This is a genomic window from Cryobacterium sp. PH31-O1, from assembly GCF_030063455.1.
Taxonomy (GTDB): Bacteria; Actinomycetota; Actinomycetes; order Actinomycetales; family Microbacteriaceae; genus Cryobacterium.
Window position 1 is genome coordinate 498,271 of the sequence record NZ_JASITB010000002.1, and the last position, 15,307, is coordinate 513,577.

Genomic DNA, 15,307 nt, shown 5'->3' on the forward strand with positions numbered 1-15,307 from the left:
TTTGGCCACTTCAGACCTGCGCTCCCCCACAAACCGCGCGCGGGTGCGGTTAGTCGAAGGCGGCGACGACCTCGAGCAGGGCTGCTCCGTAGGCCTCGAGCTTCTTGGCACCGATGCCGGTAATGCCGTCGAGGGCGGCGAGCGTTGTCGGGCCGGCCGCGGCGACGGCGATGAGCGTTGCATCGCCGAAGACGATGTAGGCGGGCACGCCCTGCTCCTTCGACTCGGCGGACCGCCAGACACGCAAGGCCTCGAACAGCGTCTCCTGCGCGGTGCTCAGGTCGGCGGCTGCGACCTTCGCCGCGCTTGGGCGGCGGGCGGCGCTGGACCGCGCCGGGCGGTCGGGTTCGCGCCGTAACTGCACGTCGCGACGGCCGCCGAGAACCTCCGCCGCGGCATCCGTCAACACGAGGGTGCCGTATTCGCCGGAGGTGGCGAGCAGCCCCTGGGCCAACATCTGACGCACGACGCCGCGCCAGGATTGGTCGCTGAGGTCGGCGCCCAGGCCCCAGGTGCTGAGCTCGGTATGCCGGTACTGGGTTGCCCTGGGGGTCTCTTTGCCCCGGAGGATGTCGATGAGGTGCCCGGCGCCGAATTTCTGGTTGCGTTCGCGGTGCAGGCGCACGATGGTGGAGAGTAGCTTTTGGGCGGGGATGGTGCCGTCCCATGCTTCTGGCGGTTCGAGGCAGGTGTCACAGTTTCCGCAGGGTTCACTGGTCTGGCCGAAGTAACGCAGCAGGTTGACCCGGCGGCAGTGCACCGTCTCGCACAACGCAAGCATGGCGTCGAGGTGGGCGGAGAGCTTGCGCCGGTGGCCGAGGTCGCCGGGTGACTCGTCGATCATGCGCCGCTGATGCACTACGTCTTGCAGGCCGTAGGCGAGCCAGGCCGTGGCCGGGGCGCCGTCACGGCCGGCGCGGCCGGTCTCCTGGTAGTAGCCCTCGACCGATTTGGGCAGATCGATGTGGGCGACAAAGCGCACGTCGGGCTTGTCGATGCCCATGCCGAACGCGATCGTGGCGACGATGACGACGCCCTCCTCACGGAGAAACCGGGACTGGGTGCGGGCGCGCAGGCCTGCATCGAGTCCGGCGTGGTAGGGCAGCGCGTTCACGCCGTTCGCACGCAGGAATTCGGCGGTCGCATCGACGGTCTTGCGGCTGAGCGCGTAGACGATTCCGGCGTCACCCGGGTGCTCGGTCTTCAAGAATGACAGCAGCTGTTTGCGCACCTCGGACTTGCCGACGATGCGGTACTGGATGTTGGGCCGGTCGAAGCTCGCCACAAAATGCCGGGCCTGGCCCATCTGCAGGCGGGTGGTGATCTCCTGGTGCGTGGCATCCGTGGCCGTGGCGGTAAGGGCGATGCGCGGCACATCGGGCCAGCGGTCGGCGAGTTCGCTGAGCGCGAGGTAGTCGGGCCGAAAGTCGTGACCCCACTGCGATACGCAGTGCGCTTCGTCGATGGCGAACAGGGCGATGGTTCCGCGCGCCAGCAGGCGTTTGGTGGCCTCGTTGGAGAGTCGCTCTGGAGCGACGTAGAGCAGGTCGAGGTCGCCGTTCAGATAGTCACGTTCAACCTGGTTTCGGGTGGCGGAATCCTGGCTGGAATTGAGGAACTCGGCGCGCACGCCGACGGCGGTGAGCGCATCCACTTGGTCTTGCATGAGGGCGATGAGCGGAGAGACGACGATGCCGGTGCCGGGTCGCACGAGTGCCGGAATCTGGTAGCACAGGCTCTTACCGCCGCCGGTGGGCATGAGCACCACTGCATCTTTGCCGTCGACGACCTGCGCGATGATCTCGGCCTGATCGCCGCGGAACGAGTCGTAGCCGAAGACGGTGTGCAGGGCTTCGGCCGCGGTCGTGAATTTGCGGGTCGCCGCGCGAATCGCAGCGGTGACACGAGCGGGCGGTTGGTTTGAAGCGGATGCTGCCCCCGAGTCGGCCTGCTGCCGCCCGCCGGGCTGCTGATCGTACTGCCGATCCCCGAATTCCCGGTCGAACTCGGGCGGCGGTGCATCGAAATCGTCCGGGGCATCGAAATCGCTCGGGCCGTCGAAATCGCTCGGGCCGTTCAAATCGCTCGGGCCGTCGGTGGAGCGGGAAGGTTCGACTTCGTCGGGGTTTCGGGGCAGCTCAGCGTTCCAACTCACCTGCACAACTTTACCCGGGCCCCCTGACACGTTGCCCCGCCCCGATCTCAAGCCGCGAGAGCGGGTTGGGCGACTGCTCAGGGTCGGGGCTTGCGGCGTAGCAGGAGCAGGGTCACGATTATCGCGAGGAGCACAGCGCCCACGGTCCCCCCAATCCAGGCGAGAGTGGAGAGAGAGCTGTCAGCTGCGGTGTCTGCGGGGGGCGAGGTGGCGGTATCCGTGGTCGTGGCATCCGCTTTAGCGCCGCAGGTCACAGCGGCGGGCGCACCGTCGGCGAGCGTCTGGCCTGCGGTCGGCTGCCAGTCGAACTGGAACTCGTCGGAGATCGCGTGGCCGTCGGTGGAGACCGTCTGCCAGATCACCGTGTATTCCCCCGCTGCGCCAAGCTGCGCCGCGGTCTCGACCGTTGCGCCCGACACTGTCGCGCAGCCGTCACCGTAGAACAGCGGTGCGCTGGCCGGCCCGGTGATGACCATCGCGCTGCCAGAGCCGGTTCCACCAAGATCGAGCAACAGGTCGTTGGTGGTGACCGAGAACACGCCGGGTTGTTCGGTCACGACGGTGTCGGCGGCCGGCGACGAATCGACGACATAGTTGTGCGCGGATGCCGGCGCGGCGCCCCAGCCGAGGGCTGCGGCAACTACGACAACCGCGAATACGGCGCTGGCCGCTCGGCGACCTGCCGGGACGACCGACGGTGTGCTCGCCCCACTTTTTTTCCGGCCAGCCGCCCTGCCATTCGACCTTCCGAGCGGGCCGCGAGTCGTCGTATTGCCGCGCATGCCGCTAGGCCGACTGCTTGCGGCGGGCGGCGACGGCCAGCACGATGCCGACGGCGCCGACGACGAGTCCGGCAGCGCCGAGCACGCGTGCAAGCACGTCGTCGGCGGATGCGGCCGTGGCGGCCGCTGCGTCATCGTGCGTGGCGACCGTTTCGGCTTCGGTGTCGGCATCGCTGTGTCCGTGCGCATCACCGGTGGCGGCAGTGACCGTTATGAACGGAGCCGGGAGAGCAGGTTCGTCCTCGCCAGGGACCGTTGTCTCATTCCAGTTGGTTTCCCCGACCTCGCAGGTTTGCAACACGGGGAATTCGAGCGTCTCACCCTCGGCGTCTGCGGGGAGCTGCAGGCTCAGCGCGAACGTGTCGCGAAAACCGTCGGGCAGCGGGGTCGCGGCCCTATAACTGATCTGGCCGACCCTGGTTGTGATCGCGTTCCCGTGGCCGTCGTCGATCGGTGTCGCGAGGTCGACATCGATTTTTTCGACGGTCCAGCCCGGGTTCACGGTCGGGGAAACGCTCGTGATGCTCTTGGGAATGTCAATGGTCATCGTCGTCGTCGACGATCCTTCGCAGCCGTGCGCGGTCGAGAAGTTGAGTACGGTATATGCTCCCGCGCCGGTTGCGTCGGGGGTCACGGTGACGTGGGCGCTGGCAGCGAGCGGCGCCGCGAGGGCAAGCAACATTCCCGCGGCAAGGGCTGAGGTGGCGATGAGGGGGGTCGTGAACTTCATGTTCATCCTTAAACTGTGGGGTGCCCGACAACGCCGACCGGTGCAGGGCGATGCCTCTGCCAGTCGTTCGGTGCGGGCGGAAAAATGGTCGGGTTTTTGTGGGTCAGGCGGCGAGCGCGAAACCGGGCGGCCCACGGTGCCGCATGGCCGACAGCACCAGAATGAGATCGCGCGGAGTCAACACCGGCGCCTGGTGCCCGAGACGCTGCGGAGCCGCGACCGGAAGGACGAGCTGGGCTGGCAATGACAGCGAGCGGATGCTCAAGCGTGCGTTGCCGACGAGACTCCAGAACGCACGTTCCGCGTATCGAAGCGCGAGAATCGTGACGATCGCGGCGCCGAAATGGGCGAGCCACATGGGCGTGCCATTGTGCGCCAGATGCGCGCTCGTGCTGGGCACGATCGGGGTGATCAGGCCGGGCAGTGCCACGTGTTGGTGAGTACCCGACGCGGCGATGGCCTCGGCTCCGAGCGCACCACCGGGCGCACCGAGTGCAAACAGGGCGTGAAAGATAAACTGGCTGGTCAGAACGGAAACGGCACCCCGCCAGAATGACAGGGTGCGCCCCGAGATGCCGACACAAACCATGCCAGCGAACGCGAGCGACACGACGACCGACAGCCAGCCGGGTGCCGGGCCTCCACCGAGGGTGTGCGACAGTGCCGCGACGAAGGTCGAGAACACGGCAACGATCCAGCCGCGCGCGAAGCGGGCCCAACGTGTGTGCATTGCGGCCCTCTCCGGCTTAGTCCAGATTCGGCCGTACCCGGATCACCTCCTTCGATCGTAACGGACTATCTGCACACCGACCGGGCAGGCGGTGCTAGTAGACGAGCACCGTAATGGTGCGCGAGGTCGAGGCCAGGTAGAGCTCGCTGCCGCTGTATCGAACGGTCAGCTCGTGGAGGCCACGGCCAAGCCCAGTGATGCCCATTGTGAGCACCCCGTTTTGCTCGGATAAGAGCGATCTGAATTTGATGCTTTCTCCCCGGTCGAACACCTGCAGTGTTCCGGCCGGTATGGCGGAATCGGCTGCGACGACGGCAACTTGCAGCCGCACCGCTCTCTTCTGACTGACAAAGTGGCGCAGCACTGAGGCCGTGGTGCTGGTGCTCACGCTCAGCGCACCACCGTTCTCCGTTACCAGGACCGGGATCGAGAACTGCGTTCCTGCGCCGCTGACGTCAAACATGATTTGGTTCAGCCCGGTCTGCGCATCGGAGGGAATCGTAAAGAGCACCTCCGAGCGACCGATCTCGTCTGTTCCATCGACGACGGCATCATTGAGCGGGTAGAAACTCGCGCGGGAAATGATTTTCCCGTCACGGCCGAATCTCGCTGTGACTTTGTCGGTGAAATACTCCCCACCTGTCATCAGCAGCGAGGACAACCTGATTTCAACCTGCTGGCCCGGCCGATAGGCGCCCCCAATTGGTTCTGCCAAGCTGACTCCGACCGCTCGTTGGCCTGAATTGGGGCCGACGGCGCCCACCTCGGCGAAGAAGTCGATCATGGCCTGCAGGTCGGTCTGACCCGAATCTGCCCGGTTGGTGCCCTCTGCCAGGGTGAAAAAGTTATCGCCGCCCGCTGCCAGAAATGAGTTCACAGCTACGCGGTGCACATCGGTGTCGGCAACCTCACGGTCAGCAAGGTACATGCGGGTGACATGGTGCCCGGCCGTTGCGAGGGGATCATAGGTGTAAAAGAGACTCTTCGAAAGGCCGAGCTTGAGAAACGGTCTACTGGAACCGGCCGGTTGCCACTGTTCTTCCAGCACCTGGCGAAGCTGGGCACCGGTCAGTTCCATGGTCACGAGCGTGTTGGCAAAGGGTTGCACCGCGGCCGCGTCACGATAGCTCACATCACCAGCGAGAACGTCGGGGTCGTCCACATGCATGTCGAGATCGGCGCGCAGGCCGCCAGGATTCATCAAGGCAATCTCGGCGCCCGCACCCGAAGTGGCCTTGAGATGCACGTCGGCGACGAAATTGCCCAGGGTCGATTCTCCACCCCGATTCTCGGAACCATCGCTGTTATACGCCCGGGTGATGAAGTCGTAAATCTCCCCGACTTTAACCGCACCCTTGGGAGCGGCCGCCTCGGTCGCCGCCATGACGATTGCGCCGACCACCGGGTCGGCCGGATAGAGCGAGACACCGTCAGTACCGACGGTGGGCAGCACCTCTCCGCTAATTCTCACCAGATCGCGACTGGCGGGGTCTACGGCGAGCGAGAGATGGCCCAGGTCTTGCCCGTAGCTGGCCGCCTGGATGACCGGACGTGGCTTAGAAGCGCCGGCCATCGCAATGGCGTGGCTGTACAGCTGGTGGGTATGACCCGAGACAATCGCCGCGACAGACGGAGCGGTGTCGGCAACGATGCGGCCGAATGCCGAGTCGTCGGAGGAGTCGATCAGGGCCGGCGTCGTGGCGCCCTCGTGCACGAGCAGGATGGTCACATCCGCTTCGCCGTTAGATGCGTCGCCGTCCGCGAGATCGAAAGCCACCCGGTTCACTTCGGTCACGACGTCGCGCACTTCGAGGGTTGAGATACCGGCCGGGCTGACCAGACTCGGTAATTGGTTGGTCACAGCGCCGATGAAGCCCACCGAAATTCCGTCGATCTCTGTCACCGAGTACTGCGCAAAGGCCGGTTGCCCGGTGCTTTTGTCATAGACATTGGCCGAGAGATACGGAAAATTGGCTGCTGGGATGACACGGTCGTCGAGGTCGGCTCTGCCCTGGTCGAATTCGTGGTTTCCGAGCGCCGAAGCATCGAGGCCGATAGCGTTGAGGGCGTCAAGCGTGGGGGTGTCCTGCTGAATAAACGAGGTGAAGGTTGAGGCGCCGATATTGTCGCCAGCGGACACTACGAGGGTGTTGCCGGCGGCCCGAAACTGGTTGATCGCGCCCGCGAGAACGGCGGCACCAGCGGCAGATCCATCGGCCTCAATGCGCCCGTGGAAGTCGTTAATGGTGAGCACGTCAATGGAAACCGTCGATTCGACGGCGCCTGCCGGCGTGACGGCAGGCGCCGAAAAAACAAACCCCAAGAGTGAGATGGCAGCCAGTGCCGCCATCATCCGGCGGCGAGGCCGACCGCGGCGACCGGGCGAAGAATTTGGGATAGGTTCGGCACCTGCTGTAATCACAATCGCGCTCCTCATTGAGTACTTCGTGCCCTGCTCCCCCTGGCGAATTCGCTGTGCACCGACACCATACGATCAACCCTTCACATTGACTAGGTCCGCGGGCGGTCCTGCCGCGAGCGACGCTAGGCTGTTGCCTTATGTTGACCGCTTTCGTTGCACTCTGCGGAGCCGTGGTCTACGGTTCCGCAGATTTTCTGGGCGGGCTGGCCGCCAAGCGCATCAGCGCCATAATGGTCACAGCGGTTAGTGCCACCTCGGGATTATTTGTTCTGGTGCTGGTACTTCCCTTTGTCGCCGGCCAGTGGTCGGTGTCGGCCGTGTTGTGGGGGGCGCTCTCGGGAGTGACCGGAGCTCTCGCTATCACGCTGCTCTACGCCTGCCTCGCAATCGGCCCCATGAGCATCCTCTCGCCGCTGACCGCCGTGGTCTCGGCGATCGTGCCGATGACCGCCGGGCTCCTCGGCGGGGAGCGTTTTCTGGCTATTGGGTACTGGGCGCTGGGTCTGGCACTGATCGCCGTCGTACTGGTGGGGTTTGTGCCAGAGCGAGGGGCCGTTCGACCACGCCCCGTGGGTATTGTTATGGCCATCGGTGCCGGAATCCTGATTGGCACCTTCATTATTCTCATCGATCAGACCCCAGCTGATAGCGGAATTATTCCCCTTGTCATGAACCGGTTCGTTAGCGGCGGCATCATGTTTGCCGTCGTCGGGCTCACTGCAGGGCGCTCCCTCCAACGGCGACGCGCCGAAAGACCGGCCCCGCGAGCACGTTCGACCAACCTGAAAACTGGTGTCAAGCTCGCTATAGCCTGCGGGGTGATCGACGTCACCGCTAACCTGCTCCTGCTTCTCGGACTTCGGCTCGGTGACCTCAGCGTGGTCAGCGTTCTGACGGCAATGTACCCGTCGGGCACGATTTTGCTGGCGGCCGTCGTGCTACGGGAGCGCATCGCGCCGGTGCAGTGGCTCGGACTCGTTCTGGCCCTTACCGCGGCGGGAATGCTCGCGATCGCCTAAGCGACCCGCTCAGTGGTTAGGCGCGACCGGTGAACGCGGGCTTACGCTTCTCCTGAAAGGCGGCGAAGCCCTCGCGGTAGTCGCCGGTGGCGCACAGCGCCGCCTGGGCTGCGGTCTCGTCGCTCATGCTTTGCCAGAGTCCGAGTCGTTCGTCCCGCAGCGAGTGCACGAGCGCCTTGCTCGCGAGAAACGCCTGCGTTGCACCGGATGCCGCGCGCGCGGCCGCCTGCACGGTCACGTCCGTGAGTTCTGCGGCGGGAAAAACCTGGCTGAACAGGCCGCCGGCGACGGCCTCTGCCCCCGACATGAGCCGTCCACTATAGATAAGGTCGAGGGTGCGGTGTGCGCCGAGACGTTCCACGAACAGGGCGTGCCCACCCGAGTCGAGGGTGGCGCCGAGGTTCGCGAACGGGGAGCCGATCTTGGCGGTGTCGGCGACGTAGACAACGTCGGTGGCGATGAGCAAGCCGAGCCCTACGCCGAGGCAGGCTCCGTGGGCGGCCGCGAAGGTCGGCGCCGGGAACCGGCTCATCCGCTGCAGCAGCGGGGTGACGAGGTCACCGAGGTAACCGAGCACGTCGTCGGTACGCGGATCGACGCCTGCGATATCGCGGCCAGCGCAGAAGGACCGCCCTTTACCGCTCAGTACCAACGCGCGCACGCCGGCTCGCTCGGCGGTCTGGTAGGCCGCGTCGAGTTCGACGATCGCGGCTTCATCGAGGGCGTTGAGCTTGTCGGGCGCGTTCAGCACCACGTGGGCGACGTCGTTGTCTATCGAGAGTTCAATCACGGCATCCGCTTTCTTGAAACGTGTTGCTAGACGTCGTAGTCGACGACGACGGAGTCAGTGGTGGGGTGGGACTGACAGGTCAATACGTAGCCGCGGGCCAGTTCTTCGGGCTCGAGCGCGTAATTCTCGGTCATCGTGACGTCGCCGCTGACCAGTTTGGCGCGGCAGGTACCGCAGACTCCACCGGCGCAGGCAAACGGCACGTCGGGGCGCACCCGCAGTGCAGCGTTGAGGATGCTTTCGTGCGCGTTGACGGGTGTGGTGACGGTATTGCTCTGGCCATCGAGCGTGAACTCGATGGAGAACGTTTTGTCGCCGGTGCCGATGATGACGGGTCGACCGCGGTCGATACTCGCCGCCGAGGGCTCACCGGCGGTAAAGAGTTCAAAACGCACATGCGAGCGCTCAACACCGGTGCTTTCGAGGGTGTCCCGGCACAGTTGGACCAGCTCGAACGGACCACACAGAAACCATTCGTCGACCGTCACCGGACGCAGAATGGTTTCGAGCATGCGCCGAAACTTCTCTTCGTCAATGCGACCGGAGAGCAACGAGGAGGATCGCTGCTCGCGGGAGAGCACGTGGTAGAGCGCGAGCCGGGCGGGATAGCGATCTTTAAGTTCGGCGAGTTCGTCGAGAAACATAACGTCGAGCGCTGTGCGGTTGGTATAGACGAGGGTGAAACTCGAAGTGGGCGAGGCTGCCAGCACCGTGTGCGCAAGTGCCATAAGCGGAGTAATTCCCGAGCCAGCGGCGATGCCGACGACGTGCTTGTCGTCGAGCCCGCGCAGGTTCGAGGTGAACGTGCCCTGCGGGCTCATCACGTCGATTTCGTCGCCGGGGTGCAACTCGCTGTTCGCCCAGGTTGAAAAGACGCCACCGAGGTCACGCTTTATGGCAACGCTGATCGACCCCGGCGTCGCCGGCCGGCAAATGGAGTAGCTACGGCGCAGTTCCTGGCCATCGATCGTGGCGCGCAGGGCGAGGTGTTGGCCGGGCAAGTAGTCGAACGCACCCTGCAATTTGGGCGGAACGATAAAAGTCACTTCGACGCTGTCCGCGGTCAGCGGGCGCACTTCGCCTACAGTGAGGGTATGAAAGCGCGCGCGATGTTTGACTGGCGCGAGGGTCTGTGCGCCCTCGCTGGTGGATTCGAGACGTGTTGCAGCCATTAGAGCACCTTGAAGTAGTCGAACGGCTCGAGGCAGTCTCGGCATTCGTAGAGGGATTTGCAGGAAGTGGAACCGAAGTGCGCGAGCTCGCGGGTGTTGAGCGAGGAGCAGCGTGGGCACTTCACGGCCATTTTTAACCGAATCGGACCAGCCGGACCAGATTCACGCACGGTTGAATGTCCCGTTGGCGCGGCGATGCCGTACTCGCGCAGCTTGGCTTTACCGATCTCGCTCATCCAATCAGTGGTCCAGGCCGGGCTGAGCACCAGCCGCACCGAGACGTTCGTATACCCGGCGCTCGTAAGCACCGTAAGAACGTCGTCGCGCATGGCGTCCATGGCGGGGCATCCGCTGTAGGTCGGCGTGAGAGTGACGGCGACAGAATCGCTGGTGACTCTCACGGAGCGAAGAACTCCGAGGTCTTCAATGGTGAGCACCGGAATCTCGGGGTCAACGACCTGGGCGGCAACGTTCCACGCGGCCAGCGAGGCCGCGTCGGTGGGGCGCGGCCGGGCTACGCCTTCATGAATGTCGGTGACTACCATGATGCTCCGGGGTGAGCGCGAGTAAGCACCTGCATTTCGGCGAGGAGAAAGGCCAGGTGTTCGGAGTGCTTACCGGCACGGCCGCCACCGGAGGCGACGAACCCGACGGGCACGTCGAGCTCGGCTTCGGCGAGCACCGGCGCGATGGCGACGTCGAATGCGGGACGAAGGCTCGATGGGCGCACGGCAATGCCCTCCAACCTGTCGATGAGCGGGTCGTCGCGAAAGATTTCGTCTACGTAAGGCCAGAGGTCGCCCAAAGCGGTGCTGATGCGGCGGCGCGACTCGTCGGTGCCGTGCGCGAGGCGCAGCACCCACTGGGTGGAGTGGTCGCGGTGGTAGTCGACCTCTTTCACCGCCTTGGCGGCGATCGCGGCGAGAGTCGCATCAGCGGATGCCCGCAGCCGGCTGTAGAGCTCGAACAGGTAGTGAGAGACGATGAACTGACGAGCGATGGTGTGCGCGAAGTCGCCGTTAGGCTGCTCCACGATGTGCAGCGAACGAAAGTCCGGCTCGGTGCGCCAGTAGGCCAGGTCGTCTTCGGTTCGGTTGGATGCCGTGCCGGCGTAATGCAACAGCGACCGCGCGTGACCGATCAGGTCAAGACCCACATTGCCGAGGGCGACATCTTCTTCCAGTTCGGGCGCCCGAGAGATCCAGGCCCCCAGCTGCTGGGCCAGAATCAATGCGTCATCGCCGAGCCACAGCGCATATTCTGCAATGTCGGGCGTCGCGTTGGACGGGCCCTCGATGAGCTCGGCGTCGAGGGTGGTGACGTCTACGGTTGCGTGACCGTGGTCATCGGCGTGGTCGGCAACATCCGTTGTCACGTTGTCGCTCACAGGTGCTTCACTCCCTCGCTCTTGGAGTAGTAGCTGGCGTGGCGGTAATTCTTACCGGCCGGCGACTCGAAGAAGGCTCCCTTGGCGTCGGGGTCGCTCGTGGTGATGGCAACGGCGGGAACAACCCAGACCGAGACGCCCTCGCTGCGGCGGGTGTACAAATCACGCGCATTGCGCACGGCGAGGATCTCATCTGGAGCGTGCAGCGAGCCGACGTGCACGTGGCTCAGGCCGCGGTTGGATCGCACGAAGACCTCCCAGAGGGGCCAGATTTCTGCTGCGGAATCGCCGGGAGTCGTCATGAGGCTGCCATTTCACGTTCGTTGGTCAGTGCGGGCTGTTTGCGGGCGTAGGCCGCGGCGGCTTCCCGCACCCACTCACCCTCTTCGTGGGCGTCACGTCGACGCTGCAAGCGCTGGGCGTTGTTCGGGCCGCGGCCCGCGAGTACCTCGTGAAACTCGGTCCAGTCGATCACGCCGAGATCCCACTGCTGGGTCTCGTCGTTGAAGTGCAGGTCTGGATCGGGAAGGGTAACGCCGAGTACTGCAGCCTGGGGAACGAGCATGTTCACGAAGCGCTGGCGCAGTTCATCGTTGGAGTGGCGTTTGATCTTCCAAGCCATAGACTGCGCCGAGTTGGGCGAGTCGTCATCGGGCGGGCCAAACATCATCAGTGCGGGCCAATACCAACGATTGACGGAGTCTTGCGCCATCTGGCGCTGTTCCTCGGTACCGGCCATGAGCTCGAGCAGAATCTCGAAACCCTGACGCTGGTGAAAGGACTCTTCCTTGCAGATGCGCACCATGGCGCGGCCGTAGGGGCCGTAGGAGGCTCGGCACAGGGGCACCTGGTTGCAGATAGCGGCACCGTCAACGAGCCAGCCGATCGAGCCCATATCGGCCCAGCTCGGGGTGGGGTAGTTGAAGATGGAGGAGTAGCGGGCTTTGCCGGCGATGAGGGCATCCGTCATATCGTCACGGGTGGCGCCGAGGGTTTGCGCCGCAGAGTACAGGTACAGGCCGTGTCCGGCTTCGTCCTGCACTTTGGCCATGAGAATGGCTTTGCGCTTGAGGCTCGGGGCGCGGGTGATCCAGTTCGACTCCGGCTGCATACCGATGATTTCGGAGTGCGCGTGCTGCGAGATCTGGCGCACGAGAGATTTGCGGTATCCCTCGGGCATCCAGTCACGCGGTTCAATGCGCGAGTCGGCTTCGATCAGGTCATTGAACTGCTGCTCTTCGACGCTGATAACGGTGGTGGCGCTCGTATCGGGCGTGATGGTGCTTGTCATCATCGGCTCCTGGTCTGCGTTGACTGTGGTGGTCGGATCATTATTGTGCGCAAGCGGGTGGCGCTAGGGTGATGCAGGTCGGCAATTTTGCACACTAGTTCGAAATCCATTACCGACCGACCGTTCAGTTAGTATATAGTCACATTATCGGTCGGGCAACCCCGACCGCCACGGCAACTCAACGAGGAGATCCGAATGACCGCAGCACGCTCCGTCGGCAGCCAGGCGATGATGCAGCGCGACCGAGCATCCGCTTCTCTCGGAATGATCGTGCACCGGAACGAGCCTGGCCACTCGGTCGTCTCCATGGTCGTGCGCGACGACATGCTCAACGGTTTCGATGTGACCCACGGCGGGTTCGTTTTCGCCCTCGCCGACACTGCCTTCGCCATTGCCTGCAATGATTCGCACCACGTCACACTCGCTGCCGGCGCTGACATTACCTTTCTGAAACCGACCACGAGCGGCCAGACCCTGACCGCGACAGGGTTACTGCGCGTGAAAAGCGGTCGCAGCGGAATCTACGATGTGCGCGTCACTGTAGATGACGATGTCACCGTGGCCGAATTTCGTGGCCGCAGCCGCACCACCAACTTGCCCGTCCCCGCCCGCAACCACCTCTAATCCTTTCGGAAGGCTTCATGTCCACGCTGACCAAGACCCGTCTGCACGCACCAGCGCTCGAAGAGCTCGACGCGGCAGAACGGATGTCCCAGGGCGAGATCCGCGCGCTGCAGCTCACGCGCCTGCAGCACACCGTGCGGCACGCCTACGAGAACGTCCCTCTCTACACTCGCAAGTTTGATGCGGCCGGCGTGCACCCCGACGACATTCGCACTCTCGAAGACGTGGCTTTGCTGCCGTTCACGACCAAGGAAGACCTACGGGTGTCTTACCCGTTCGGAATGTTCGCGGTGCCGATGGATCAGGTCGCGCGCATCCACACCTCGTCGGGCACCACCGGGCTTCCGACCGTGGTCGGATACACCAAGAACGATCTCGCCATGTGGTCGGGCCTGGTGGCCCGCAGCCTGCGTGCCTCCGGGGTGCGCCCGGGCATGAAGGTGCACAACGCCTACGGTTACGGCCTGTTCACCGGTGGCCTCGGTGCCCATGCTGGAATCGAAGCGCTCGGTGCCTGCGCGATCCCCATGTCGGGTGGTCAGACCAACAAGCAGGTGCAGATGATCACCGACTTCGAGCCCGACGTCATTATGTCGACGCCGAGCTACCTGCTCACGATCACCGACGCTATGGTCGCTGCCGGCCTCGACCCGCGTCGCTCGAGCCTCAAAGCCGGAGTGCTCGGTGCCGAGCCATGGACCAACCAGATGCGCCTCGAACTCGAAGACCGGCTCGACTTCGACGCCCTCGACATCTACGGCCTGAGCGAGGTCATGGGCCCGGGCGTCGGCAACGAATGCATCGAATCCAAAGATGGCCCGCACCTCTGGGAAGACCACTTTCTGCCAGAGATCATCAACGGCGATACCGGCGCCGCCCTGCCCGATGGCGAAACCGGTGAACTTGTCTTCACCTCACTCACCAAAGAGGCCTTTCCGGTCATCCGCTACCGCACCCGCGACCTGACCCGTCTGCTCCCGGGCACCGCACGCCCCGGAATGCGCCGCATGGAGAAGATCACCGGTCGCAACGACGACATGATCATTCTGCGGGGGGTCAACTTGTTCCCAACTCAGATCGAAGAGATCGTGCTCGGTATCGAGCATCTTTCCCCGCATTTCGTGCTTGAACTGACCCGACCCTCGCGCATGGACGAGCTCACCGTGCGCATCGAGCGGCACGAGCACGCCGACGATGCGTCCTCAGCCCTCGCTCGCGGCCTGCTCATCGACCTGATCAAGGACCGGATCGGCTCCAGCGTCAATGTGCTCATCGTCGAACCGGGCACCCTTGAGCGCAGCACCGGCAAGCACAAGCGCGTCTACGACCTGCGCTGACTTGTCGTTGTCGGTACGCCCGCGTGAGAGACTCAAGTCCTATGTCTGACGTACACACTCCCAAACGCGGGCGCCCCGGCTACGACCAGCGGGCCATTCTCGAGATTGCCGTCACCGCGTTCAACGAATACGGCTACGACGCGACCTCTATGGGTGTGCTCGCGGCACGTTTGGCGCTCTCAAAGGCCGCGATCTACCACCACTTTTCCTCCAAGGATGAAGTTCTCCAGCTTGCCCTGGATGAGGCCCTCAACGGGCTGGAGGGCGTGCTGTTGGAGTACGGTGCTGTGACCGGCACCGCCATAGACCGCCTGGCCTACGTGCTCCGCGGCGCCGTGCGGGTTCTCACGTCACGTTTGCCGTACGTGACCCTGCTACTGCGGGTGCGCGGGAACACCGACGTTGAGCGCCTCGCTCTGACTCGGCGTCGCGCCTTCGACCGTGCCGTCTCCGCCCTGGTCATCGAGGCGCGCGATGAGGGGTCGTTGCGGAGCGACATCGACCCGCGAGTCGTGACTCGCCTGCTCTTCGGCATGGTCAACTCCATCGCCGAGTGGTACCGCCCCGAGGGGCCAGAGGATGCCGCTCAACTCGCCGACGACGTGCTCGCCGTTGCCTTGGACGGCCTGCGACGCCGCTAGAACTCCCCATAACGACGAAGGGCCACGCACAATGTGCGTGGCCCTTTCTCCGTCTGTCCCAGGCGCACGTTATCGCAAACGGGGCCGCTCTGTCTGGGTTGTTAACGCAGAAAAGCCATCCCGTGGGGATGGCTTTTCTGGTGTTGCTAAGTTAAGTCCGGCGGTGTCCTACTCTCCCACAGGGTCCCCCCTGCAGTACCATCGGCGCTGAGAGTCTTAGCTTCCGG

At 64.2% G+C, this 15,307-nt stretch carries 15 protein-coding genes and 1 rRNA gene; 4 read left to right on the forward strand and 12 right to left on the reverse strand.

The features are described 5' to 3' along the window. Positions 1-49: 49 nt before the first annotated feature. The 5 genes from recQ to QMK31_RS07195 form a co-directional block, all read right to left on the reverse strand. A complete protein-coding gene (recQ, locus tag QMK31_RS07175) occupies positions 50-2,080 on the reverse strand; it encodes a DNA helicase RecQ (protein WP_502852686.1) in 2,031 nt (676 codons plus the stop codon). 152 nt (positions 2,081-2,232) lie between these two features. Then, positions 2,233-2,937, reverse strand: a complete 705-nt coding sequence (locus tag QMK31_RS07180) for a copper resistance CopC family protein (protein WP_283500244.1) — start codon at positions 2,935-2,937, stop codon at positions 2,233-2,235. Positions 2,938-2,941: 4 nt separating this feature from the next. Then, entirely contained in the window at positions 2,942-3,667 is a 726-nt protein-coding gene (locus tag QMK31_RS07185) for a YcnI family copper-binding membrane protein (protein WP_283500245.1), read from the reverse strand. Between the two features lie 103 nt (positions 3,668-3,770). Next, the gene (locus QMK31_RS07190; RefSeq protein ID WP_283500246.1) at positions 3,771-4,397 is read right to left on the reverse strand and encodes a hypothetical protein; all 627 of its coding nucleotides are present in this window, start codon (positions 4,395-4,397) and stop codon (positions 3,771-3,773) included. Positions 4,398-4,491: 94 nt separating this feature from the next. Next, positions 4,492-6,819 (reverse strand): 5'-nucleotidase C-terminal domain-containing protein, encoded by a 2,328-nt coding sequence (locus tag QMK31_RS07195; RefSeq protein WP_283500247.1) that lies wholly within the window; start codon positions 6,817-6,819, stop codon positions 4,492-4,494. Positions 6,820-6,956: 137 nt separating this feature from the next. On the opposite strand from QMK31_RS07195, the gene QMK31_RS07200 reads away from it, so the two are divergent. Next, positions 6,957-7,838 (forward strand): EamA family transporter, encoded by an 882-nt coding sequence (locus tag QMK31_RS07200; protein WP_283500248.1) that lies wholly within the window; start codon positions 6,957-6,959, stop codon positions 7,836-7,838. A 16-nt stretch (positions 7,839-7,854) separates the two neighbouring features. Here QMK31_RS07200 and QMK31_RS07205 read toward each other — a convergent pair whose 3' ends face one another. Genes QMK31_RS07205 through paaA form a run of 6 tightly spaced genes read right to left on the reverse strand, consistent with a single transcriptional unit; the run spans position 7,855 to position 12,481 of the window. Further along, the gene (locus QMK31_RS07205; protein WP_283500249.1) at positions 7,855-8,628 is read right to left on the reverse strand and encodes an enoyl-CoA hydratase/isomerase family protein; all 774 of its coding nucleotides are present in this window, start codon (positions 8,626-8,628) and stop codon (positions 7,855-7,857) included. Between the two features lie 26 nt (positions 8,629-8,654). Then, positions 8,655-9,800 (reverse strand): 1,2-phenylacetyl-CoA epoxidase subunit PaaE, encoded by a 1,146-nt coding sequence (paaE, locus tag QMK31_RS07210; RefSeq protein ID WP_283500250.1) that lies wholly within the window; start codon positions 9,798-9,800, stop codon positions 8,655-8,657. Then, complete coding sequence (gene paaD / locus QMK31_RS07215) at positions 9,800-10,345, reverse strand: 1,2-phenylacetyl-CoA epoxidase subunit PaaD (RefSeq protein ID WP_283500251.1); 546 nt, start codon at positions 10,343-10,345, stop codon at positions 9,800-9,802. The genes paaE and paaD overlap by 1 nt, the downstream gene beginning before the upstream one ends. After that, a complete protein-coding gene (gene paaC, locus QMK31_RS07220; RefSeq protein WP_283500252.1) occupies positions 10,339-11,187 on the reverse strand; it encodes a 1,2-phenylacetyl-CoA epoxidase subunit PaaC in 849 nt (282 codons plus the stop codon). Before paaC ends, paaD begins: the two co-directional genes overlap by 7 nt. Further along, positions 11,184-11,489: a 1,2-phenylacetyl-CoA epoxidase subunit PaaB gene (gene paaB / locus QMK31_RS07225; protein ID WP_283500253.1), complete on the reverse strand. Its 306-nt coding sequence runs from the start codon at positions 11,487-11,489 to the stop codon at positions 11,184-11,186. The genes paaC and paaB overlap by 4 nt, the downstream gene beginning before the upstream one ends. After that, a complete protein-coding gene (paaA, locus tag QMK31_RS07230; RefSeq protein WP_283500254.1) occupies positions 11,486-12,481 on the reverse strand; it encodes a 1,2-phenylacetyl-CoA epoxidase subunit PaaA in 996 nt (331 codons plus the stop codon). Before paaA ends, paaB begins: the two co-directional genes overlap by 4 nt. Before the next feature lie 192 nt (positions 12,482-12,673). Here paaA and paaI point away from each other — a divergent pair, with 192 nt between their 5' ends. The 3 genes from paaI to QMK31_RS07245 are packed head-to-tail and all read left to right on the forward strand — an operon-like array spanning position 12,674 to position 15,080. Further along, on the forward strand, positions 12,674-13,102 hold the full coding sequence (gene paaI, locus QMK31_RS07235; protein WP_283500255.1) for a hydroxyphenylacetyl-CoA thioesterase PaaI: 429 nt from the start codon (positions 12,674-12,676) through the stop codon (positions 13,100-13,102). Positions 13,103-13,119: 17 nt separating this feature from the next. Continuing rightward, a complete protein-coding gene (gene paaK / locus QMK31_RS07240) occupies positions 13,120-14,439 on the forward strand; it encodes a phenylacetate--CoA ligase PaaK (protein ID WP_283500256.1) in 1,320 nt (439 codons plus the stop codon). 41 nt (positions 14,440-14,480) lie between these two features. After that, positions 14,481-15,080, forward strand: coding sequence for a TetR/AcrR family transcriptional regulator (locus tag QMK31_RS07245; protein ID WP_283500257.1), 600 nt, complete (start codon positions 14,481-14,483; stop codon positions 15,078-15,080). Between the two features lie 155 nt (positions 15,081-15,235). Here the strand turns inward: QMK31_RS07245 and rrf are convergent. After that, a 5S ribosomal RNA gene (gene rrf / locus QMK31_RS17330) occupies positions 15,236-15,307 on the reverse strand; the annotation flags it as partial.